Genomic DNA, 22,314 nt, shown 5'->3' on the forward strand with positions numbered 1-22,314 from the left:
CATCGGACAGCTTTCCTGCTGCCAAGTTTTTGAATCATTAGGGAACTTGGGCGGGTGACCTCCGATATGGCGGGGTTGCCACAAGGCGCAGCCCCTACGAGATTATTAGGCGCAGCCCCTACAAGATTGTCGATGAAAGACGATTCGTGACAATCTCCCGAGCGGTCTCAATCTACTGGTAAATGGTCTCCAGGCTGTACTATGGACTCAGCGAAATCCCTGTCGATCTGCTCTGGTCAACTGCCGTCTACCCATGTCCCATAAACTCCTATTTATTAGCAACGGCCATGGAGAAGATAACCATTCTTCCCACATTATTCGTAGTCTTTGGGAGCTAGAGCCGGAGCTAAATATTGCGGCTATTCCAATTGTGGGTCAGGGCCATGCCTATCGCAACATTAATGTCCCTATTGTGTCACCGACGCTGACATTACCGTCGGGAGGGTTCACGTATACTAATCGTCTGCGACTGCTCAGTGACATTCGTGCTGGGTTACTAACCTCGACGTTGCGACAGATTCAAGCCGTACGAAACTATGCCCCCAGCTGTGATTTAGTGTTTGCTACCGGAGATGTGGTTGGGCAATGTTTTGCCTATATTAGCGGTAAACCCTTCATTTCATTTACCTCATCGCTGTCTGCCATGTACGAGGGAACGCTCAAGATTGACATGGTGCTCAAGGCAGTGCTTAAGTCTCCCCGTTGTTTAACGCTGTTCTCGCGGGATGCTTACACGGCTAAAGACTATCAAAAACAGGGATTGGCTAAAGCCCAGTTTGGGGGGATTCCGTCTCTTGATCGGCTAAAGCCAAAGGGCAAAGACTTACAGCTGGATGCTGCTCGACCGATGATGGCCCTACTACCGGGCTCGCGAATGCCCGAAGCTATGCATAATCTGAAATTGCTTTTGGGGTTGGTGGTGGAAATTGCCAAACTCAATCCTCAAGTTCAGTTTTGCGCTGCTTTAGTGCCTGACGTTATGGCCTCTCTAGAGACCATTTCGGCTGATATTGGCTGGCATTGTGCTCCAGGCAAACTGACTTATGTGGTGGATGGTGAAGTAATCGCCACTGTCCTATGCTTTAGTGATGCGTTTAGTGACATTGTTTGCCACACTGATCTGGTTTTAGGTATGGCCGGTTTAGCGGTGGATCAGGCCATGGCCATTGGTAAACCCATTTTACAAATTCCTGGACCCGGTCCCCAGTTTACCTATGCTTTTGCTGAAGCCCAGGAGAGACTGTTAGGCCTTTCTGTGAAAACGATTGGTACTAAGCCAGCAACGTCGGCCATCTTCAAAGAAGCTGCCCAGTATGCCGTCAAGACTATCCAGGATGAGGCGTATATGAAAGCCTGTGTTGCCAATGGTCAAGAGCGATTTGGTCCGTTTGGTGCGTCCTATCGCATTGCCAAAGTGGTGCTAGATACTTTGGAAAAGCTGGATGCTGGAGTGATTGTGGCAGCTTGAGGGTGCGATCGCACCTGCTTGTCAAGTATTGTGAGTTTTGAATTTGAGTTAATGACACTATGGTCCAACGACAGCGCTCAGTTTATTGGCAACTGCTGCCTTTTTTAAAGCCCCAGTGGCCACTGTTTTGCTGGTCGTTTGTGTTCATTGTTTTTTATGTACTGACCACAGTTACGCTACCTTATCTGGCGAGTCAGGTAACTTACTACATCAGTCAGGGACAGGTTTCGAATATTGCCAGGTGGTTAGGGCTGACCACCATGGCGTTCTTAATTCAAAACTTGTTTCAATATGGGGAGAAAGTTTTTTCGATTCGTGCTTCCCTAGCATCGGTACTGGAGTTGAGAAAAAAAGTCTACGCCCACTTACATCGCCTCAGCATTGATTATTTTGCGACTGCTAAAACGGGTGATCTTTCCTATCGTTTGACTGAGGACATTGATCGGATTGGCGAAGTTATTTATAAGATGTCGCAGCAGTTTATCTCCTGCGTCTTGCAGCTAATTGCCATTCCCATCTACATGTTTTATCTCAACTGGCCCCTGACCCTGGCAGGCTTTTTGATTGCACCGTTGATGGCCTGGCTAATTGGCAGCTTTGGCAATCGCATGTTAGCCCTCTCTCGCCGCAGTCAAAATGAAATTTCTAATCTCTCTTCTTTATTGACTGAGGTATTAGGCAACATCCGAGTGGTCAAAGCGTTTGCTGCTGACGACTATGAGGTGGGCCGCTTTAGCAAGGTGGCCGATGAGAATCGCATTGCTAAATATCGCACTGAGCATCTGACTGCAATTCAATATCCCGTGGTGGGCTTTTTAGAAGCAGTCAGCATTATGTTTCTGTTTTTGCTAGGCGGTTGGCAAATTGCGCTGGGTAACTTACAACCAGAGGAGTTTGTGAGCTTTTTGGTGGCTGTAGCCTTGTTAATCGACCCGATTAACTTAGTGACGCAGCACTATAACACTTTTAAACAAACTGAAGCCTCTGTTGAGCGAGTATTTGACATTTTTGCAGAGGAGCCCAGCCTGAGTGAGCGACTGAATGCTCAAGACTTGCCGCCGATTACGGGTAAAGTCGAGTATCGTAATATTGACTTTGCCTACACGCCTGGCAAGCCAGTGTTCAATAATCTTTCACTGTTTGTACAGCCAGGAGATGTGGTTGCTTTAGTGGGGCCATCAGGGGCTGGAAAAACAACCTTGGTGAATCTGCTAGCGAGATTTTACGATCCGCAAGCTGGCGAGATTTTAGTCGATGGTACCAATGTGCGAGATGTGACTTTAAAGAGTCTACGTCAGCAGATTGGTATTGTTCCCCAGGAAACAACATTGTTTTCAGGCACCATTGCGCAGAATATTGCTTACGGTCAGACGAATCTGGATTATGACGCTATTGAAGCAGCCGCAAAGATTGCCAATGCCCACAATTTTATTGAACAATTCTCCCAGGGGTATCAAACCTGGGTAGGAGAACGCGGCGTTAATTTATCCGGTGGTCAGCGACAGCGCATTGCCATTGCCCGAGCAATTTTGTTGAATCCACGTATTTTGATTTTGGATGAAGCTACATCGGCATTGGACTCTGAGTCAGAAGCATTAGTGCAGGAGGCTCTGGAGCGAGCGATGGAGAATCGGACGGTATTTGTGATTGCCCATCGGTTGAGTACGGTGCGCAAAGCGGATCGAATACTGTTTATTGAGAATGGCCAGATCGCTGAAGCAGGTACCCATTTTGAACTGTTAGAAAAGCGTGGCCGATATGAACAGTTTTATGCACAACAGTTTAAAGAGTAAGAGTCCCCACCCTGCGGCCCCTTATCCATTGCTGAATTTTCTTAAACTCTGCCATTCTCCCATTAGGGGGCGTATAGCAATAAGTTCCAGGTTTTGACTGTAGATGGGTAGATGGGAAAAAGGCATCCACTCATCCACCCATCCACCCGAATCATTTTGATGTCACATCAGCTTCAATGGCAATGTCTTAAAAAGGGGCAGATTGCTGAGGCGGGAATGCTTGAACGCTATTGGAAAAGGGACGCTGGTGGGTCGACTGTGCTCAGTCACGACGTTATATTAGGGCTATGTCAAAGGGCTTAACCATGGTTGCGGTATCGGCCAAGCGATTTACAACGGACGAGTTTCACCGGTTGGGTGAGCTGGGTTTCTTTGGTGATGGACCGGTTGAATTAATTCGGGGTGAACTGATTGAAATGGCTCCAAAGCGTACGCCCCATTCTGTGTGCAATACACGATTGGTGCGACGGTTGATTTTATTGCTGGGGGAGCAGGCTACGGTGCGGGGGCAGGAGCCGATTACGTTGTCGGATTATAGTGAGCCGTCGCCGGATGTGGTGTTAGCAAAATATCGGGAAGATGATTATTTGGAAGGGCATCCGGGAGCGGCGGATTGTTGGGTGGTGATGGAGATTTCGGACTCGACGCTGGGGTATGACCGTAGTACGAAACTTGCGCTGTATGCGGAGTCAGGGATCTTGCATTATTGGATCTTTAATTTGGTGAACCAGCAGTTGGAGGTTTACCGTGAGCCCTATGAGGATAGTCATGGGGAATATGGCTATCGACAGAAGGCGATTTACCTGGCAACGGAGCGGGTGGAGTTGCCAGTGGGGGAATGGTTGGAGTTGGATGGGGTGTTTCCGTAGGGTGCCGTTAGTGTTAACGTAACGCACCGCATGGTTTTTACTACTGTTTTCTGAAGCGATGAGCCAGAGGGTGTTGGGTTTCGCAGGCTCAACGCCAACCTACAGATGTCGGCGGATGTGGAGGCGATATTTTTGGAGGTGAGCTGCCTATTCTGAGGAGGCAAGAATGGTTAAAAGGGATGCAATATCGGCGGTCCCGACGAGAGGGAGGCACGTATTTTTTTACGGTGGTGACCTACAATCGGCAACAATTATTTGATACGCCGGAAATGGTAGAGTTGTTGCGAGAATCATTCCGTACGGTAAAACAACGTCATCCATTTACCATTGATGCCATAGTGGTTTTACCGGATCATCTCCATTGTTTATGGACCTTGCCAAAGGGAGATGCTAATTTCTCAACCCGTTGGCGTTTGATTAAAAGTGAGTTTAGCCGCCATTGTCCTGAGAAATATAAACAACCATGCTCCCTTGCTCGTTATAAGAAACAAGAACAGGCTATCTGGCAACGTCGTTTTTGGGAACATCTGATCCGGGACGAAAACGATTTTGTTTGCCACGTTGAGTATATTCATCACAACCCAGCCAAACATGGTCTTGTTCAAAATCCTTATGATTGGCCCTATTCCAGCATTCACCTCTTCAGGCGACCGTGATCTGAAGAACCCATAAACCGTAGGTCGGGTTGAATTTATGAAACCCGACTTGCCAAAATCTCTCGACGTAAATTGATAAAAATGCATGGTGTACATTTATGCGATTAAAATTTACCGTTCAAAGTCATCTCTATAAAAAATGTTAAGGATGTTGGGTTTCGCGGGCTCAACGCCAACCTACAGATCCTGGCAAAGCGTACAGCAGCAACACCCGCTTGACTCATCGATCTGGGGCTGATAGCCTACACAATAAGCAACTGACCCAGTTGTTTTTTGCACCCAAAAAATTAGCTGCGCGAGGTGGCGGTGCTACCAACACCACCACCCCGCTAACCCTTCCAACTGCTACTACCAGTTGGTGAGCTGTGAGCATTTTACAGCCACCCTGATTTTAGTTGCAGGGTGGCTAACTTTTTGGGGGCTTTCCTCCCTGTCGTCTCGTGGTTAAACACCCACAAAGGAAAACGCCCCTATGACCTTCTCAAACCAGGCAACCCCATCGGATATGCCACCCAGTTTACCTGCCGACTTTTCCAGCAGCCTGCCTCCAGGCAGCTCCATTCGCCATATCCTGCTCGGTCACCCCAGCCACATCCGCCAAACCATCCACCTGCTGCACAATCTACGGTACGTAGAAACCAGCCAGTGGAGTCCCCTGATTGAAGTGCCTGACAATCGGCTGATCCTGAGGCCAGAGCCGGACGACGTTATTAGTATGTTGGTGCGGCGGTTGTAGACCTGTGCAATGAGCCAGAGGCTCAGTGGCGGTGCTCAGTCAGAGACTGGGCACCAGGATCAAAAGTACCTCAGCCATTAGTAACAGCAGGGTTGTAGTCGTACCTCCAAAATCTTTTGCAGAAACCAGTCGATCCATATATAAAAGCTGTTGCGTTACGCTACGCTCACAGCACCCTACAAGCGTTGAAAAGCGGATAAACTTCACCACCATCAAAAAGTTGCCTAGAATAGTGAGCGAATATTGCTGTTAATCGACCTTAGGTCAATGCCAGAATTTACTAGAATTACGTGGAATCCAGAAGTGATGGGGGGTAAACCTTGTATTCGTGGTTTACGTGTCACGGTGAGTACTGTTTTAGGATTAATGGCCGCAGGACGCACATCTGAGGAAATTCTGGTGGCGTATCCCTATTTAGAATCTGCAGATTTGCAAGAATCGCTAGCCTATGCGGCATGGCGTGTGGATGAGGTTGAAGTGCCACTTCAATCGGCATGAAAATTCTGATTGACATGAATTTGTCACCGGCTTGGGTAGGCTTTTTTGCTAACGCTGATATTGAAGCTGTGCATTGGGCTACAGTGGGTGACCCCAGGGCACCAGATCGGGATTTGATGCAATGGGCTCAAGAGAATAAAAATGTAGTATTTACCCATGATTTAGATTTTGGCGCTTTGTTAGCAGTCACCCACCCATTGCTCCAAGCGTGTTTCAGGTAAGAACGCAAGACACGTTACCTGATGCTATTGGTGAGTTGGTGCTGATGGCTTTGCAGCAGTTCAGAGAGGAGTTAGTTTCTGGAGCACTGGTCACAATTGACGCGAAACGTATGAGGGCTCGTGTTTTGCCAATTACTCCTCCAAGTCAAAAATGAGCTGGCTGTTGGGGACATTTTTTGCAAAGTTTTCAATGTTGTGTCGAAGAGATGGTTATAGATTACATCGTGTAGCATCACTTAATAAATTTTCTGAAATTAAAACTAATTTCGTGTAATACGTAGCCCAAAAAATCCCGAGACTTCATCAGCCAATTCTTTTAACCCACTCACCGACTTCTCAGCGCTTCCTCAAACTTGGACTGGGCCAGACCATTATTGTTCTGCGTAGAAGCACTGACGTGCTTTTTCAAAACTCAATCCGAAAGGAGTAACCCGTGAAAAAATTACTACTGAATGGATTAGCAGCCCTGGCGATGACATCGACTGCTGCTATGGTGATGACCCCTGCTGCCAATGCAGTGTTTATAGCGGCCACCGTATCCGATGCAGGCGTGCTCAGACGTGGCCAAGATCACTACTTTGAAGTATCCGTTGAAGGCGACCCCTTACAACGTGTCCGTGTTCAGTGCATCACTTTCCATGAACTGGATGGCCTCGAAATTTTTGTTGGAGATAAAGCGGTTGAACCTTCTGTTAACTACGGTTTTGAAGAATTCACCCTCACATTTGCTGAACCCATACCTACTGACGAGACAATTCGAATTGTCATGAAAAACTCTCGGGTACGCGGCACAGTCAATGCTGGTATCGATGTGCCTTACCGGGTATATGGCACCTATCCTAACCTGGGAGCTGAAGTTCCCCTAGGTACCGCCGTTATTAGAACTCCTGGTGGTGGTAGTCGATAGTTAAAAACAACCCGCTCAGATGTGCTCATGCTGGGCGGGTGTTTCCAATATTCTCCACAATCATGGTTAAAAACTTGACTGCTATTTTTTCGTGAGATTTTTTACACGCAGCTACTGGCTGACCTTAAGCAACGGGGTAAAACCCTCTTGGTCATTAGCCACGATGATCATTACTTTCACCTGGCTGACCGCATTATCAAGCTTGACTATGGCCGCATTGAGTCAGACGGTGCGATCGCACCTTAGGTACCTGAACCCAATAACAAATACCCAATAACTGACACCCAATAACTGACACCCAATAACTGACACCCAATCACCCATCAACTACCTTCATAGGCCATTTGCCAGAAATCTTTTTCTAATCTAGCAATGGTGAGAAATGCAGTTTCAGCCTGAGCTTGAGTGGTCTCGTCTGTATCTTGTAGCGCACTGTCAGCCTGTTGGGCCAGCAGCTCGACATAGGTGGTAAAGGCAGCATTACCCCAGCGGTCAGCAAATTCTGCATAGGGAGCGGGCATGGGGCTATGACCTTGCCAACCCTGGTTATAGGCCAGTTCAATGGCCCAAAAAGCAGTGGCTTTGACAGGATAGGGCTGTTGGGTCAAGCCTGCCATAAATTGGCAGTAGGTTTTACACGTGGGCTGTAGCGCCTGGTTGAGGTTGAGCTGACGTTCGGTCGCCTTGGCCTGAAACCAGGTCAGTTCGTCTTTGAGGGCGATGATGCCCCCCAACAAAATATCTAAGTGAGCGGTGGGAGCTGCCTGGATTAGGTTGGCTGCAAATCGTGTGAATTCAATGACAAAATGGTAATCCTGTACCAGCCAGGTGTTAAATTGTGCGGCTTGGATTGAGCCCTGCTGGCATTGGGTGAGAAAGGGGTGCACAGTGGCAGCTTGCCACTGGTTTGGGTATTGGGTGAGGAGCTGTTGACAGGTGAGGGGCATGGGGGAGAACTGAAGGAATCTGTCAGAAATGTTTGAACTTAACGTTAACGAGAGAGATGGTTGTCTAACCATTCAATAACATCGTCCATGACCTGATTGCGGTCTAGATCATTATGGGGCTCATGGTAGCTGCCAGGATAAATTTTGAGGGTTTTGTCTGACGTGATGCGTGCAAAAATTTCTTCGCTACCTTTGACATCATTGACTTTGTCAGCACTGCCATGGACTAGCAAAATCGGCACCTGTAGCTGGGCAATATTGCGACGGACGGTTGCGATCGCAACCAAACATTCTGTTCCCCACCGCACTGTTGCCATGGAATGGGTGAGCGGATCGTCCTCAGTTTGATTCACAATGACCGGATCGCGCGATAGGGTTTCTGCCCCAGCCCCCACATCCATCGAAAAGCGAGGCCAAATGCCAGACAGCGCTCGGGCAATCACCACTAGGTAGGGCTTGGCAATGCCTACGGGTCGGATGGGCGGACCGCTAATGATAATCCCTGTCAACCCTTGGGGGGCATTGAGCGCAAAGTCTAGAACAATCAACCCGCCTAGACTATGGCCTAGAACAAACAACGGCAGATTAGGCTCATGCTGCCGTACTTGAGTCAGGAAGGCCCTGACGTTATCGCGGTAATCTTGCCAACGGTTAATATGGCCGCGCTGCCCCTCAGACCGACCATGACCCTGGTTATCAAAGCCAAAGATGGCATAGCCTGCCTGGGTGAGGGCGGTGGTGACGGTGGAGTAGCGATCGCAATGCTCGCCAAATCCATGTACCAGCGCCAATATTGCCTTGGCAGTCCCTGATGGATACCACGCCTGATAAAACAGCGAAAGCCCATTGGCACCGCAAAATCTATTTTCGAGTTGAGGCACTTGGATTGTAGTCATCCTGGGAACATGAGCGGACAGTTGTCTACTTATCTGTAATGTTACAAAACATTGCAGAGTCTGATTTTACAGGATCTCAACGGTGCCCTGTTGGCCATCAATCCGCACTCGCTGACCTGTGCGCAATCGCTGGGTCACGTCGGTCACATCCATCACTGCTGGAATCCCATATTCCCGAGCCACGATGGCTCCGTGGGAAAGCTGTCCCCCGACTTCGGCGATTAAGCCACCTAAGTTTGCCAGCAGAGGGGCCCAGCCCGCATCGGTATAGGGCACCACTAAAATCGTGTTTTGGTCGATGGGCACCGTAGTGTCCAATGTGTTAAGCACTTGGACTTTGCCCTCTAGAGTGCCCGGACTTGCCCCGATACCTGTTAATAGACGTCCAGTTTGTATAGGTGTCCTAGGGGCGGTAGACAAAGTGATGGGGTCTTTGCCGTAAACCAAATATGGAGGTTTCCATGCACCATCTATCTGACGTTGTTGACGACGAATAGCCACTGAACTAAGAAGGCTTCTATCTTGATCATAGACGGTCAAGCTGGAGGATGTCCCCCATGTCTGAATCTCAGGCCAGGTCAGAAAAAAGATATCCCCCGGTTCCTGTAGGCTGTGGTCGCGAAGGTAGTGCTGTTCTAACGCTAAGAAACAAGCCCTCAATTCCGCTAATAATCGGTTATATACTTCTGCAATGTTGCCTTTTAGATCCAGGCGAGTTTGTACCTGGCGTTGTTTCCAATTGGGTTTAGTAATAGTGCCCTTAGCCCCTTGGGTCGGTGCAGGGGGTTGTTTCAAGAATGTGACTAAGAGTGCTCTGATCGGAGCTGGTTGTTCCTGCCAGATCGGTACTGAAATATCTGTTGCTACCTCACTGAGATAACCATAGGATGCCAGAAAGTTATCGAGTTGCTCAAAGAGTGGGGCGCTATCGGGTAGTTGGGCCAATGCGTGTAAACACTCTTCGCTATCGTCAGGGACAGTTTCTAGCTGTGGGAGTAAACCAGCATGCTGTCGGGCGATGTCTTTGATAGCCTCAACTGCTGCAAGTTCTGGATTAGAACGATAATTGAGCTGTGCACTATCCACTGTGAGAATTGCCTTACAGAGCGCAAAACCCAGTGGTCCCAAAATGTTATAAAGCGTTGCTCGTTTCAGCAAAGACAAAATACTTTCTATCTGTTGTTTGATGTCTTCGGGGGAGAGTGTATGGGGCGATTTAAGAGAGTGCAGCCCAGGCTGAAAATGTGTTTGATAATCTCGTTTAAAATCTTTGGCTAACTGCCATTCTCTGGTTGCTAGTTTTAGGAGCCCTGGTAAATTCCGTAATGTGGCAGCTAGAGGCGGACGGCTAAACTTTGCGCCACGGGTCAGAAACTCTAAACTTTCGGCAGGCAGACCCATGCGGATAAAAATATCTCCCAGGAGCGTAGCATTAAAGTACGCATGGGAACGATGAAGCATCGCCGTTTGTGAAAAATCTAAGCCAGCTGCCCGTTGCCCCAATACCAGAGTGAAGAGATCTCCCCAAACACCACAGGTGAGGGGCTGATTGATGGACCAGGTCAGGGGATGAATCACACCGGGAATCACCTCAGCTGCAATTTTGCGAGTCCAGAGGGGCCTTAATGTGGTGATTGGGCGACTTTGCAACACCCATATGTGTTCGCCGTCATAGGTCCATTCCACATCCTGGGGAATATCACCAAAACGTTGTTCCAGGTGGCGGGTTAGATAGGCAATTTGTTGAATCAGACGCGGGGGGATGGATTGACCAACTTGAGGTAGAGACGTGCCATGGCACGTCTCTACCTCCGTGGAGGATTCCTCATTTGGATCCATTGGTAAATCAACCGCGTCCGACAATTGCCAATCATCCCCAGATTGCATATCTTCTGGCGTAATTGTCACATGGTATCGCTGCGGTGTAATTTGCCCAGAAACAACCCGACTGGCCGGACCTGGCAGTGCCTCAATCACCACATCATGACCACACCGAGCAATCGGGTCGCGACTAAAGGCAACACCGGAGATCACCCCCTGAATTTGCTGCTGCACCAGAACGTTCATGGAGGCTTCAGAAAGCCCCAGATCCTGTCGATATTTGACGGCACTGGGGCGATTGTAGGCTTGGAAGCATGTTGCGATCGCACCCTCCAACCCTGCCTGGCTGACCACATCTGTCACCGACACATACTGCCCGGCTGATGACGCACCTAGACCGTCTTCCCCCACGGCTGAAGACCTTACCACCAGAGGCTGCTGGGGCGACGGCTGGCAAAGACCCAATAACGCTGACGGATCGTCCCCTGCTTGCAGAATGTAACCCATGGGCACCGGATACCCCCACGCCTTTAGCTGAGATAGAGTAGCCGCTTTATTCCCCACCTTAGTTGAGTCGAGCACCTGGTCTAGTGCCTGTAGGGCCGACTCTCCGCGAAAAAAGCGAAACAGCCGTCGCGATTCTGTCCGAGTGCCTTGGGTCGGCAGCTCCAAATCATCCGGCAGCTTCTGATAAATCCAGCCAATCAGACCCATTAAACAGGCCACCGCTGCCACGCGCATGCCATTGCCGTGAACCAATCCCGTGAGAACGGGCAGTAAAACTAATGCAAACATACGTCCCTGTTTTCGTTCTCGCAGTACTGTAAATGCCACCAAACTCAGCAGCCAGCCTAAAATTGCCACCAGCGGGTCGTAAACTAAAAAGCCCCAGCTTACGTTGGTCACCCCCGCACCTCGACTTAGCCAATAGCGTCCCATCACTAGAGCCATTAACGCCACCACTGGCCAGATCGGATCCCTTGGAAAAAAGTGCTGGGCCAGCAGCACCGCGCCAATCCCCTTAAACGCTTCCAGCGCCACAGCCCCCAACCCAACTACGGTGCCCCCGTGGTAAAACGCCGCTGACACCCCCACATTGCCGGTGCCCATCTGCGACAGCCGTTTTCCCGTGGCCAGCAACACCCACCATCCCGTTAAGGGCAGTCCCCCCCATAGCGGGCAAACTAGAAAAATCAAGAGTGCGCCCCAAACCTGTGCCATATGCTGCTCAGTCAAAGGTCACTTCTATCTGAGCACTAGTCGAGGACATTGTGGGTAATCCTTAAGCTCAGTCTTAGCAATGGGTTATTGATTGTAATCAATCAGTCCACCCTTCGACTCATGCACCCATCCACGTCACTAGTGGGTAACCTGACGCCACACAGTACTCGTTCTTGGTTCTTGGGGTGATTATTTTTAATCTAGTGGAACTTGGTTAAAGGGCTTGAACTCAAAACCCTTGCACCTTTTACTCCCAAAAATCCTCACATACCAAGCGATCCGCGTCGCTTAGGTCGCCGTAGGCTAAATAATCCTCAATCCATTGGCAGCTCTGGCGCATTAGGTCTTGCATTTGTAGATTCCAGAGGCGCACCTGCCCATCGGCTCCGGCTGAGGCTAGACGGTCACCTGTGTTGTTAAACGAGCCTTGCCAGATGATGCCTCGGTGTCCTGTGAATGTGTGCAGCGGTTGACCGCCTGGGAGTTGCCAAAAGCGAATGGTGCCATCATCACTGGCGGAGGCAATGACATCGCCGTTGAGGCCAAAGGAAACGCTGCGGACCCAGTCATGGTGACCTCGCAAAATCTGTAGTAGGTCACCCTCTTTCCAGAGACGGATAGTGTTGTCACTGCCTGCTGAGGCGATGATTTTGCTGTCGGGGGCAACGGCAACGGCCCAGACACTGCCCGTATGGCCTGGCAAAATGGTGCCGGTTTGGTTCGCAAAGCTGGTGTCACCGATGGTTAGACCTGTTAAGTCCCATTGGCGTAGGGTGCCGTCTTCACTACCTGACACTAGATACTTGCCGTCAGGGCTGAAGGCAACGGTCCAGACCGTACCCTCGTGACCGCTGAGTTGACCGATGGGGGTGCCGTCGGTGTACCAGAAACGAATGTTGCGATCGCTCCCCGCTGACGCTAAATAGGTGCCATCAGGGCTAAAGTTCACAGACCAGATGGCATTTTGGTGGCCTTGGCATGTATGTAATGGTTCACCATCAGCTGTCCAAAGCTTGACGGTATGGTCGGCACTGGCGGATGCAATCAATCGACCATCCGGACTCCAATCAACGCTATAGATACTGCTGTTGTGAGCTTGCTGGGTATGGAGTAGCTTATGGTCTCCCCCTACAGTGGCCCATATTTTTAATGTCTGATCGGCTCCTGCTGATACCAGCTTTGACCCGTTGGGCTGCCAGCACACATCCCAGACGATACCATGGTGTCCTTGGAGACTGGGGATGTCACGTGACTCTAGCTGCCAGAGGCGAATGGTGTTGTCATCACTGGCTGAGATCAGCTGTGTGCCCTGGGGATTAATGCCCAAACTGAGCACGCTGCTGCGATGTCCTTTGAGCGTATCCAAAAGTTTGCCATTCATATCCCATATGTGAATGTTCTGATCGTCACCCGCTGACATCAGGTATGTGCCATCAGGGCTAAAACACAAATCTCTCACCCAGTTTTGATGCCCCTCAAAATATTGCAACAACTCCCCATTTAAATTCCAAAGCTTGATCAGATGATCATCGCCACAGGAGGCAATATGTTGTCCATCTGGACTAAACACAGCCTGCAATAACCAGCCTGCATGGCTACTCATGGCCTGTAGTAACTCACCTTCCGTATTCCAGAGACAGAGGGTGCCGTCTTCTGCCGCAGAAACCAGATATTGACCATCGGCGCTAAAGGCGATGGATCTGACCCAGTCCAGGTGGCCTTCGAGGGTTTTTAACCATTGCCCATCATGGGTCCAAAGTCTGACGGTGTGGTCATTACTGGCGGAGGCAATTAGTTTTTGGGTGGGGCTAAACGCCAGACTATTGACAGCGCCTGTATGGCCCGTCAAAATTTGCAAACATTGTCCAGACATGTCCCAGATACGGACCTTAAAGTCATCGCCAGCCGAGCCAATTAAGCAACTATCATGGCTAAACGCCACATCTAAAACACTGCCCTGGTGTCCAGTAAACACCTGCAACAGTTTGCCGCGAGCATTCCATAAACGCACGGTGCCATCGTCACTGCTGGAGGCCAGATATTGACCATCGGGGCTGAAACAGGCTGAGAGCACCCAGTCTTGGTGGGCGTGAATGCGATGTTTCTCTCGCACTGTATGCAGGGCTTGCCACAGGCGAAATAAAATTTGATTTTCTAAATACCCCGATATGGGAGTCAGCTGACTTTGTTGTGCCCCTTTTAATGCCTCTAGTAAGGCACCTAAGCCATCGTGGGAGAGCAATAATGCCTGGGAGACCGAGGCCAGGGCCTGCATCTCCGCAGTTTCTGCCCGGTAGCGTTCCTCTGTAGCTTGAGCTAGGGCCATGGCTTGTTCTTGTAGGGCTGTGCGCAGCTGAGTTTCAAATTGTTTTCTACGTCGTCGTTCTGCTTCTAACACCGTGACCAATCCCGGTATATCCTGCTGCTTGATCAGATCCGCCAGATAATCATGGGCGAGTTGATAGCGGACGCTACTGCCGACGTCTCGACTTTCAAAGAGCAGGCCCGATTCTGCCAAAATTTCAAGGACAAGACTCAGCTGGTCAGGGTCTACCAATATGCCGAGAGATTCTAAGGATTCTTCTAATTCTGTCAGGGTTTTTAGCGGGCGTGTTGTACTTTCATCACTCAAGAGATAGAGAATGGTCTGCGCTAAGGTTTCATTTTCAGGTCCACAGTCTCGAATCACCCGATTTAAAAAACTGAGCACCAGCATTCGAATGGGGTCGTCTCCTAATTCTTTTTGATATCGTCTCAGGGTTGTAATGTTTTTACGTTGCAGTTCAGCCCCAACCACCTGCAACTCAATCGGACGCACTTCATGGTCTTCCGCCGTTAGGTCAGCTACAAGCGCTTTAATCAATCCCTCTTCCAAATAAAACTGCGCATTGTCCGTCAGCTGACGAAGAACAGCCTCACATTCCTTTGGGGTAAAATTCCCCAAATAGTAACGTACATCCCGGCTCAGGATATCTAAATCGAGGTTGGCCAAACGTTCCCATTCCATTAAATAGTGCAAATAGTCATTGCGCAGAGCGAGCACAATTTTTAGGTAGGGGATATTCAGACAGTCTCGCAAAAAGTAGTAAAGAGAACGACGCTTTTCAACGGTAGGGCGCTCAAAGAAAAACTCTTCAAACTGATCAAAAATAAGAATGATTTGTTGATAGTTATTCTGCGCATGCTGGCGTAGGTGGTTTAATAAGCTCTCGCCTGTGATGGGAAACGAGACTTGGAAGTTGGGAGGAGCTGAGGGTAAGGATGAAGTGACCTGCTGTAGTGCTTGCAGAATCGAAATTTCCCAACTTGTGTATTGACGTATGAGCAGTGGCAGGGTGATGCGACCTTCAGCTGTAGCTTGCTTGAGGGTGGGGACTAACCCACTGCTGAGGAGAGAGCTTTTGCCCACACCTGACTCGCCATGGAGAACCACGAGGGTGTGCTGGGGCTGTAGTAAGCGTCCCACTAGATCATTAATCGCTTGCTGCCGCCCCGAGGCACGCATTTCAATTGGGGAAATGTCACTGGTGGTCTTAGCGGATGGAGCCCGATAGGGTTGTAGGGGACTGGCTCCAATAAAAGCCCGCAACCCCATGGAATTTTCCACCTGTCGCTGTTCTTGTTTGATGGCAAACGCTTCTAAGTAAAGCTGTTTGGCAAAATACAGACTCTGGAGATTGCTAAGAATTTTCAGGTAAAGAGACGCATCATATCGGCGATCTGTTCTTTGGCGAGCATTCTCTAAATCATGGAGCGCTTCATCCAGTAAACTATCATCGCCCTGTAGCGTTTTAGCTTGTCCCCGGAGAAAATAGTAGCGACCTTGATGGTAGCGCAATGCCAATATAACCGCTTCAGGAGAGACCTGTACTGTCCTATCGGCAGTATCCGGCATAATTTGCCCTGAAGCTTGTGTGCTTTTGACAGCTTGAGCTAACAACCTTAATGCTTCTGTCGCTAATTGTTGGGCCTCTGCTCCATTGATATGGGACAGCTCAGCTTCTGCTAAGTAACCATAGTCTTGGGCCAGACGCACCAGATCGTTTTGATGTAAGTCTCGCCCTTCCTTGGCCAAGGTGATGAGAGCATCCCAATCCTTGAGCTTTCGTAAGGTTTCAGCTAAAACATGAATAAAGTTGGCTGTGCGGTCTCTACGGTGTTGTTGTCGAAGAACATTGAGAAAGCGTTCATAAAAGCGACGAGCCTGTCGATAAGAGCCGATGGAGGTAGACGGTTGGAGTTTGCCATGGGTTTGCCACCATAGCCCCAAGTGTAAGAGTAAAACTGCTTGTTGATCGCTGGTGTTTTCAACTGTTTTGTCGACCTGTATCCAGTAGTCTAGGCTCTGTTCGTAATAGTCCCTGGCGACTTTCAACCGCTCAGGTGTGTGGGCTTCTCGACCTTGGAGAAAATTTAAGCTGGCTTGTAGGGCCCCATCCAGTTGAACGTGATGTTGGTTGAGATCTGCGATCGCAAACGATAGTTCCCGCTCAGTTAAGATTTTTAGATGCTGGCTTAAGCTGGGCAACTGCGGTGACGAATAGTCGAGAAAATGATCATTATGGTTGTCTAGAATGTGAGTAAATAGCTCATTAGCACCACGATGTAAGGCCTCAATCAAAGCCTGAATTGGGTAATTCACCCGAATAGGAACCGCCGCAAAACTCTTGAGGTCGGCGGCATAGTGAGTCAGGTTTTGTAGAACTGTGTCATTCATCCACAGCACCACCGGATAGGGAAATTTGGTCAGCAGGGCATTGCGTCCTACATTGGCTGCCTTAAACAAAACATCCTGTGCTTCTACCTGATCAAAGCCAGTGACCATGACAGCTGCTGGCGTTTCAGGGAGTGATGCTTGGCGATTGAGAATTGCTTCGGTCAGAGAACGACTCGAAGCTAACAGCTCGACAGTATGAAACTGGTGAGTTTGGGCCAGAGCACTTAGCAATAATTGAGTTAGGCGTTGATAGTTAGCGCGCACCAGAATTAACGAAAATTGGCCACTGCCCAGCGTCATTGCCCGTTGGAGATCAGTCAGGGCTGTTTGGTTATGGGTAACAATTTCGGGTAGATCAGCCTGGTACATTGGAGGTGGTGGGCAGCCCCACCGGGCAATGGGCAATGGGCAATTAATTGTAGGGGCTTTCCTTGTGGGTGCCCTGCTATGGGTGTCCTAATTAATTATCAGTAAGCCAATTCTTAAAGCGATTCGTCTCCTTCAAGACTGGATTGAGATCAAACCAGCGACCGCCATTGTCTCGATATTCATAGAGAAATAAACTGCGTAGCAGCAAAATATAGGCTTCATTGCCCTGGGTGTCGGGGGTGCTAATTGCTTTAAACATCAGCTGCCATTCGTTTTCATCAATTAGCGCCATGAGAGAATCTCTTTCATCTCGAATGACGGCCTCAAGAACGGCTGATTGGATCGGTGGATCACCCTTTTGTAGACAACCATAAAGCAGCCTCATGAGATTGCGCATATGCCCACCACTGAGGCGACAAAGACGGTTGAGCACAGCAATATTTTCAAAAACGTCATTGATATGGTCGATGCGCTCGTTGTAGTTTTTATTGGGAAAAGCTCGGGCCAGCACCATTTGCTGTAACAGTGCTAACCCTGGCTCTGAGGTGGTGCCATCGCGCTGGGTGACGGGCACCATGGGTAATACTTTAGGAGAAACACCAAACCGATTGGATAAACGCGGTAGGTCGTCAGAGAAAACAAGAGCAAGGGGAATGGTATATAACAGATGACAGTTCAGACGCTTGAGCTGCTCACCGCGATCAATAAATAGATATTCTGACTGGGTGCGACCATTGGCCCGTTCTACGGGATCAATGCGGTCGAGGTTGTCGACAATGACCACCAGCCCCTTTTTGCCTTTGGAACGGAGTGTGGCGATCGCAACTTCCAGTAGCTCTTCATTAATGGCATCAATAATACTCTTCGTCCGTGGTTCCAAATACTGACGCATACGACTACGCATTTCTGGACTCTCTTTTGCCCTGGCAGTAATCGCTGCAATCCCAACCGAGAAACTGACGTCGGCAATTTCCATAGGTGTTTGTAGAGTTTCCGCTAGATTGCGAAATAGATTCACTAAAGCCGATGGTTTCAGCGTAATGCCATCATTTTCTAAACTCTCCACCACCTGATGGGCAATCATCAGCAGAATATCACTGATATCCACATCAGCCATTTCTAAGTCCCGGTCTGACTCAAAATAAACCACATGCAGACCCTGCTGCTCTAGCTGGGCCTTGAGGCGTAGTAGTTCTGTCGACTTGCCACAGCCAATATTGCCTGTAAAGAGTTGTGTGGTAGCCTCATCAGGAGAAAGTAAGGTAATTGTACGCTCCAGTTCTCTGACAATATCTCCGCCTCGCACTGACGAAAAGTCAATGTAATATTGCCGATCCTCAGCCTGTACTAATCGTAATGGACGGCTGGGGTTTGCAGCACGATAAAAACGAGGCAGATCTAGAACCATTGATACAGAACATCACAATATTCGTCATCCTAGACGAATTTATAACCAATGAGTTGCGTGGTTTGAGTGCTGTTGATCACTAACTACCTAAGGGGGGTTGATAAAGACTACCTATTTTTAAGACATGCAACAGGGTTTGTCACATTATTCTAATGAAAGTAAAGATTTCCTTGGGGGGCGTAGAGCCTCTAACGATCTGCCTAAACTAGATGCTGAAATATCTGTGTGCATCATCGACAAGCAGTCTAAAGGAAGCTAAAAAACGATGACCTTAATGCCAGATCATAAGCGTAGTTCCCAGGCAGACACTTATCCCGACAATATCAACTACGCAATCTATGAATTAATTTGGGCTTTAGGTATTGTTATGGTTTGCCTATTTACAGCCATGGCGTTGATTCGCCATTCTTAAAATCTTTCGGCGTTACTGCTCCTCAGGAAGATTTAATCTGAAAAACATAGGCCTCGAATAAGCTTGCCAGATAGAAGATATTATGTAGGTCTATGCTGGGGAGGTAATTGCCTCCCCAGTGATTGTTATAGATATCATGATGGTTTGTATGACTGCTATTACCCGTAGGCTGATGATAAGCATTATGGTTCCATGTTTATCATTCATTGGCAGCTGTGTCGTTGAGGATTCGGTATCGTCACAGGTGATAGCAGAGCAAACTCAGGCAAGTAACAATATGGAACAGGGCATTCAGGGCAAAGTGATCCAGCTGTCTGGTGATTTTATGCCACAGCTTGGAGCTACAGGAGAGTCACAAAATAGTCAGTCTGCTCTAGCTACCAATGTTTGGGTATTTACTGGCAAAATTCAGCCAGAAATTCTCGATCCTCAGTGGATATCAACGGTAAATGCGAGGGACCATGCTCAGTTGTTACAGGTTGTTGAGTCAGACAGCAATGGTGAGTTTTCCATTGCTCTAGAGCCCGGTGTCTATACTCTTTTCTCTCAAAATAACGAGGCTTTATATCTTAATTCTTTTGATGGTGAGGGCTATTATGCTTCTGTTGATGTCAAAACAGGGGCTATTAGCGCTGTTGAACTCGTGAATAGTGAAGGAGCTGTTTTCTAGAGACTGATTGATTAGAGGTTCAAGCCCTTTGTTTTGTATTGATTCCTAAGAGACCTTCCTGGACTGGCTGCGTGGAATTATGGTGCTAGAAGTCGCTATTTTGAATGTGAAGTCAGGAGAGGCTGTCGCGTTTGAACAAGCATTTTTGCAAGCTCAATCGATTATTAGTTCTATGAATGGCTATGTTAGTCATCAGCTACAGAAGTGCATGGAGCAAGAGAATCGCTATATCTTGCTGGTGACATGGCAAACCTTGGAAGATCATACTCAAGGTTTTAGACAGTCAGCTGAATATCAGCGATGGAAAGCCTTGCTTCATCACTTTTATGATCCATTTCCTGTGGTTGAGCATTACCAATTGCTCGCAGGCAACAAGAGGTTGGAAAGCTAAACACTAAAGAGCTGAGCCCCTAACCAAGAAGCTCAGCCGATTGTTTCGCGCAGATGACTTATACCAAATCCGAAATTATTATCCCCGATTAAAATTGGATAATCTCGTAGGGGCAATCCCTTGTGGTTGCCCTTCGATATCGGGGGCAGGTAACCAGGGATTTTGTAGTTAGATGTCTGCCATGACTTTTTCCCAGACTGCCAATAAGCGATCTACATTCTCGGGCTGGCTGTTGTAGCCCATGAGGCCAATACGCCAAACCTTGCCGCCCAACTCACCGAGACCATTGCCGATCTCTATGTTGTGGTCCTTGAGCAGTTTGCTAGTCACTGCTTTTGCATCGACACCCTCAGGTACCTTCACAGTTGTCAGGGTGGGTAAGCGATACTCCTTGGGCACGTGGCAGCTCAGACCTAACTCTGCCAGACCGTCCCAGAGCTTTTCTGCAGTCTGTTGATGACGGTCCCAAGAGTTTTCTAGACCTTCTTCAAGAACTAGACGCAGAGCTTCACGAATAGCGTAGGTCATGTTGACAGGAGCTGTGTGGTGATAAGTACGCCCCTGGCCCCAGTAGTTGCGCAGTAGGGAAATATCTAGATACCAATTGGCCACTTTAGTCTGACGCTTGTCCAGCTTTTGCAAGGCCCGTTCACCCATGGTAAATGGAGAGCTTCCGGGAGGACAGCTCAGACCTTTTTGGCTGCAGCTATAGGCCATATCCACTTTCCATTCATCTAAGAAGATGGGGACACCGCCGAGGCTTGTAACGGTATCAACCAATAGCAGACAGTCAAACTCACGACACAAGTCACCCACACCTTCGAGGGGCTGACGCGCACCTGTAGAGGTTTCAGCGTGGACCAAGGCTAAGATAGCTGGACGATGCTCTTCCAGGGCCGCACGTAATTCGCTAAGGCTGAATACTTCACCCCAAGGCTTACTTATGCTGCGGACATCGGCACGGTAGCGACCGGCCATATCAAATAGGCGATTACCAAAGTACCCGTTGATGCCCACTAAGACCACATCACCAGGTTCTATCGTATTGGCCAGGGTGGCTTCCATCGCTGCTGAGCCGGTGCCACTGATGGGCAGGGTCATGGGGTTTTCAGTTTGCCAGACGTAGCGCATCATGGCCTGCACTTCGTCCATCAAGTCGAGGTAAACCGGATCCAAATGGCCGATGGGCTGACGGTTCATGGCCGCTACAACATCGGGGTTGGAGTTGGAGGGGCCAGGACCTAGGAGTAGTCGCTCAGGGATGTCTAGAGCTTCGGGGGTGATGCGAAAAGTTTCATTGACCTTGGGTCGGGATGCAGTCAGACTCATAACGATTATTAGCGGACAGCGATGGTGATATCTAGCAAACGGTAGCTAAGGCGACAAAATATTTTTTTCATTGTCTGATGTAATGGCTCATTCGTTAAATCAAGACACTAAATAAAAGCGGTAGCTATGATATGTGACGCTTTGCATTACAGTATTTGCGACAGAAGACGTTGGTGCTCTGGGATCAGGGTGGAGGGAGTGAGCAAATGCAATTGGAGGAATTAAAGAACCGCTGGCGGTTGGCCCCTGGGACTGAATATCGTTGCGATCGCACCCTCAACCTTTACAAAACCCCCACAGCTGCCGAATTAGTCACCCAGGCCGCAGCGGGACGTCAGCTAAAAATTGTGGCCATCGAAGCTAATAGCTTGCATGTGATGCTTTGTGCTGACGATTATCCAGGCTGGCTGCGATTAGGCGATGTAGATGCCCTTGACTTAGCGAGTGCGCCTTACCATGCTCTGATGGTTACCCGACCTGATGTGGAACAGGCAATTCCTGGAGCCATTGCCTTTGCCGAGGCGGCCATGGCTGTGCCCAATGAATATTTGTGGGGAGGCACTGTAGCCCCAAACTATGACTGTTCTGGCCTGGTGCAGGCGGCCTTTGCTGCGGTGGGCGTGCCGCTGCCCCGTGATTCCTATCAACAGGAAGACTTTACGGACACGATTGAGATCGGTGAGTTGCTGCCAGGGGATCTGATCTTTTTCGGTACTCCAGAGCGGACCACCCATGTAGCCCTGCATCTGGACCATGGGCGCTATATTCACAGTTCGGGTAAAGACCAGGGACGCAACGGCATTGGCATTGACTCAATTTTTGATCTGAGCAATCCCGTTAGCCAGGCTTACCACATCCAATATCGGTGTTGTGGCCGTATTATGAAGGGCTATGCACCCCAGAAGACACACTGATAGGTAATGTGTTGATACTGTGTGCTAAACCTATATCCAAATACCTGGCTCAAATTCAAAGTCTGGATTTC

Annotated in this window: 18 protein-coding genes; 12 read left to right on the forward strand and 6 right to left on the reverse strand. The window is 49.0% G+C overall.

Annotated features, from left to right (window positions below; translation table 11 throughout):
• Positions 1-253: 253 nt before the first annotated feature.
• From U2F10_RS19620 to U2F10_RS19655, 8 genes are all read left to right on the forward strand, one after another.
• Positions 254-1,468, forward strand: coding sequence for a lipid-A-disaccharide synthase-related protein (locus tag U2F10_RS19620; RefSeq protein WP_490794158.1), 1,215 nt, complete (start codon positions 254-256; stop codon positions 1,466-1,468).
• Between the two features lie 59 nt (positions 1,469-1,527).
• Positions 1,528-3,261 (forward strand): ABC transporter ATP-binding protein, encoded by a 1,734-nt coding sequence (locus tag U2F10_RS19625; RefSeq protein ID WP_499873098.1) that lies wholly within the window; start codon positions 1,528-1,530, stop codon positions 3,259-3,261.
• Positions 3,262-3,548: 287 nt separating this feature from the next.
• Positions 3,549-4,130 carry a Uma2 family endonuclease gene (locus U2F10_RS19630; protein ID WP_499873099.1) on the forward strand — a complete coding sequence of 194 codons (582 nt, stop codon included), beginning with the start codon at positions 3,549-3,551 and terminating at the stop codon, positions 4,128-4,130.
• Positions 4,131-4,309: 179 nt separating this feature from the next.
• A complete protein-coding gene (locus U2F10_RS19635; RefSeq protein ID WP_163662826.1) occupies positions 4,310-4,786 on the forward strand; it encodes an REP-associated tyrosine transposase in 477 nt (158 codons plus the stop codon).
• Positions 4,787-5,258: 472 nt separating this feature from the next.
• On the forward strand, positions 5,259-5,522 hold the full coding sequence (locus tag U2F10_RS19640) for a hypothetical protein (protein WP_163662823.1): 264 nt from the start codon (positions 5,259-5,261) through the stop codon (positions 5,520-5,522).
• A 267-nt stretch (positions 5,523-5,789) separates the two neighbouring features.
• On the forward strand, positions 5,790-6,020 hold the full coding sequence (locus U2F10_RS19645) for a DUF433 domain-containing protein (RefSeq protein WP_163695783.1): 231 nt from the start codon (positions 5,790-5,792) through the stop codon (positions 6,018-6,020).
• Positions 6,017-6,241: a DUF5615 family PIN-like protein gene (locus U2F10_RS19650; protein ID WP_348917916.1), complete on the forward strand. Its 225-nt coding sequence runs from the start codon at positions 6,017-6,019 to the stop codon at positions 6,239-6,241. Before U2F10_RS19645 ends, U2F10_RS19650 begins: the two co-directional genes overlap by 4 nt.
• A gap of 433 nt (positions 6,242-6,674) precedes the next feature.
• Complete coding sequence (locus U2F10_RS19655; protein ID WP_163662820.1) at positions 6,675-7,148, forward strand: hypothetical protein; 474 nt, start codon at positions 6,675-6,677, stop codon at positions 7,146-7,148.
• 323 nt (positions 7,149-7,471) lie between these two features.
• On the opposite strand, the gene U2F10_RS19660 is transcribed toward U2F10_RS19655, so the two are convergent.
• The 5 genes from U2F10_RS19660 to U2F10_RS19680 all read right to left on the reverse strand — a co-directional run bounded on the left by U2F10_RS19660 (position 7,472) and on the right by U2F10_RS19680 (position 18,527).
• Positions 7,472-8,095 (reverse strand): TenA family protein, encoded by a 624-nt coding sequence (locus U2F10_RS19660; RefSeq protein WP_163662817.1) that lies wholly within the window; start codon positions 8,093-8,095, stop codon positions 7,472-7,474.
• 44 nt (positions 8,096-8,139) lie between these two features.
• Positions 8,140-8,991 carry an alpha/beta hydrolase gene (locus tag U2F10_RS19665; RefSeq protein ID WP_163662814.1) on the reverse strand — a complete coding sequence of 284 codons (852 nt, stop codon included), beginning with the start codon at positions 8,989-8,991 and terminating at the stop codon, positions 8,140-8,142.
• Between the two features lie 66 nt (positions 8,992-9,057).
• On the reverse strand, positions 9,058-12,033 hold the full coding sequence (locus tag U2F10_RS19670) for a glycerol-3-phosphate acyltransferase (protein ID WP_499873100.1): 2,976 nt from the start codon (positions 12,031-12,033) through the stop codon (positions 9,058-9,060).
• A 247-nt stretch (positions 12,034-12,280) separates the two neighbouring features.
• Positions 12,281-17,119, reverse strand: coding sequence for a WD40 domain-containing protein (locus U2F10_RS19675; RefSeq protein ID WP_499873101.1), 4,839 nt, complete (start codon positions 17,117-17,119; stop codon positions 12,281-12,283).
• Positions 17,120-17,210: 91 nt separating this feature from the next.
• Positions 17,211-18,527, reverse strand: a complete 1,317-nt coding sequence (locus tag U2F10_RS19680; protein ID WP_499873102.1) for a P-loop NTPase family protein — start codon at positions 18,525-18,527, stop codon at positions 17,211-17,213.
• Positions 18,528-18,792: 265 nt separating this feature from the next.
• Between U2F10_RS19680 and U2F10_RS19685 the strand changes: the two genes are divergently transcribed.
• The 3 genes from U2F10_RS19685 (at position 18,793) to U2F10_RS19695 (ending at position 20,000) form a co-directional block, all read left to right on the forward strand.
• The gene (locus U2F10_RS19685; RefSeq protein ID WP_163662803.1) at positions 18,793-18,939 is read left to right on the forward strand and encodes a hypothetical protein; all 147 of its coding nucleotides are present in this window, start codon (positions 18,793-18,795) and stop codon (positions 18,937-18,939) included.
• Between the two features lie 184 nt (positions 18,940-19,123).
• Positions 19,124-19,609 carry a hypothetical protein gene (locus U2F10_RS19690; protein WP_163697498.1) on the forward strand — a complete coding sequence of 162 codons (486 nt, stop codon included), beginning with the start codon at positions 19,124-19,126 and terminating at the stop codon, positions 19,607-19,609.
• Between the two features lie 79 nt (positions 19,610-19,688).
• On the forward strand, positions 19,689-20,000 hold the full coding sequence (locus U2F10_RS19695; protein ID WP_163697500.1) for an antibiotic biosynthesis monooxygenase family protein: 312 nt from the start codon (positions 19,689-19,691) through the stop codon (positions 19,998-20,000).
• Positions 20,001-20,168: 168 nt separating this feature from the next.
• On the opposite strand, the gene U2F10_RS19700 is transcribed toward U2F10_RS19695, so the two are convergent.
• Positions 20,169-21,329 carry a pyridoxal-phosphate-dependent aminotransferase family protein gene (locus U2F10_RS19700; protein ID WP_499873103.1) on the reverse strand — a complete coding sequence of 387 codons (1,161 nt, stop codon included), beginning with the start codon at positions 21,327-21,329 and terminating at the stop codon, positions 20,169-20,171.
• A 206-nt stretch (positions 21,330-21,535) separates the two neighbouring features.
• On the opposite strand from U2F10_RS19700, the gene U2F10_RS19705 reads away from it, so the two are divergent.
• Positions 21,536-22,243, forward strand: a complete 708-nt coding sequence (locus tag U2F10_RS19705) for a C40 family peptidase (RefSeq protein WP_163662791.1) — start codon at positions 21,536-21,538, stop codon at positions 22,241-22,243.
• The last annotated feature ends 71 nt before the right edge of the window (positions 22,244-22,314 follow it).

It is taken from the genome of Leptothoe sp. EHU-05/26/07-4 (genome assembly GCF_043421015.1).
GTDB classification, from domain to species: Bacteria; Cyanobacteriota; Cyanobacteriia; order Phormidesmidales; family Phormidesmidaceae; genus Leptothoe; species Leptothoe turfae.

Excerpts from the sequence above, each read along its gene's own strand:
- U2F10_RS19620 (WP_490794158.1), top strand. The coding sequence starts at position 254 with ATGTCCCATAAACTCCTATTTATTAGCAACGGCCATGGAGAAGATAAC.
- U2F10_RS19625 (WP_499873098.1), top strand. The coding sequence starts at position 1,528 with ATGGTCCAACGACAGCGCTCAGTTTATTGGCAACTGCTGCCTTTTTTA.
- U2F10_RS19630 (WP_499873099.1), top strand. The coding sequence starts at position 3,549 with ATGTCAAAGGGCTTAACCATGGTTGCGGTATCGGCCAAGCGATTTACA.
- U2F10_RS19635 (WP_163662826.1), top strand. The coding sequence starts at position 4,310 with ATGCAATATCGGCGGTCCCGACGAGAGGGAGGCACGTATTTTTTTACG.
- U2F10_RS19640 (WP_163662823.1), top strand. The coding sequence starts at position 5,259 with ATGACCTTCTCAAACCAGGCAACCCCATCGGATATGCCACCCAGTTTA.
- U2F10_RS19645 (WP_163695783.1), top strand. The coding sequence starts at position 5,790 with ATGCCAGAATTTACTAGAATTACGTGGAATCCAGAAGTGATGGGGGGT.
- U2F10_RS19650 (WP_348917916.1), top strand. The coding sequence starts at position 6,017 with ATGAAAATTCTGATTGACATGAATTTGTCACCGGCTTGGGTAGGCTTT.
- U2F10_RS19660 (WP_163662817.1), bottom strand. The coding sequence starts at position 8,095 with ATGCCCCTCACCTGTCAACAGCTCCTCACCCAATACCCAAACCAGTGG.
- U2F10_RS19665 (WP_163662814.1), bottom strand. The coding sequence starts at position 8,991 with ATGACTACAATCCAAGTGCCTCAACTCGAAAATAGATTTTGCGGTGCC.
- U2F10_RS19670 (WP_499873100.1), bottom strand. The coding sequence starts at position 12,033 with ATGGCACAGGTTTGGGGCGCACTCTTGATTTTTCTAGTTTGCCCGCTA.
- U2F10_RS19675 (WP_499873101.1), bottom strand. The coding sequence starts at position 17,119 with ATGTACCAGGCTGATCTACCCGAAATTGTTACCCATAACCAAACAGCC.
- U2F10_RS19680 (WP_499873102.1), bottom strand. The coding sequence starts at position 18,527 with ATGGTTCTAGATCTGCCTCGTTTTTATCGTGCTGCAAACCCCAGCCGT.
- U2F10_RS19685 (WP_163662803.1), top strand. The coding sequence starts at position 18,793 with ATGACCTTAATGCCAGATCATAAGCGTAGTTCCCAGGCAGACACTTAT.
- U2F10_RS19690 (WP_163697498.1), top strand. The coding sequence starts at position 19,124 with ATGGTTCCATGTTTATCATTCATTGGCAGCTGTGTCGTTGAGGATTCG.
- U2F10_RS19695 (WP_163697500.1), top strand. The coding sequence starts at position 19,689 with ATGGTGCTAGAAGTCGCTATTTTGAATGTGAAGTCAGGAGAGGCTGTC.
- U2F10_RS19700 (WP_499873103.1), bottom strand. The coding sequence starts at position 21,329 with ATGAGTCTGACTGCATCCCGACCCAAGGTCAATGAAACTTTTCGCATC.
- U2F10_RS19705 (WP_163662791.1), top strand. The coding sequence starts at position 21,536 with ATGCAATTGGAGGAATTAAAGAACCGCTGGCGGTTGGCCCCTGGGACT.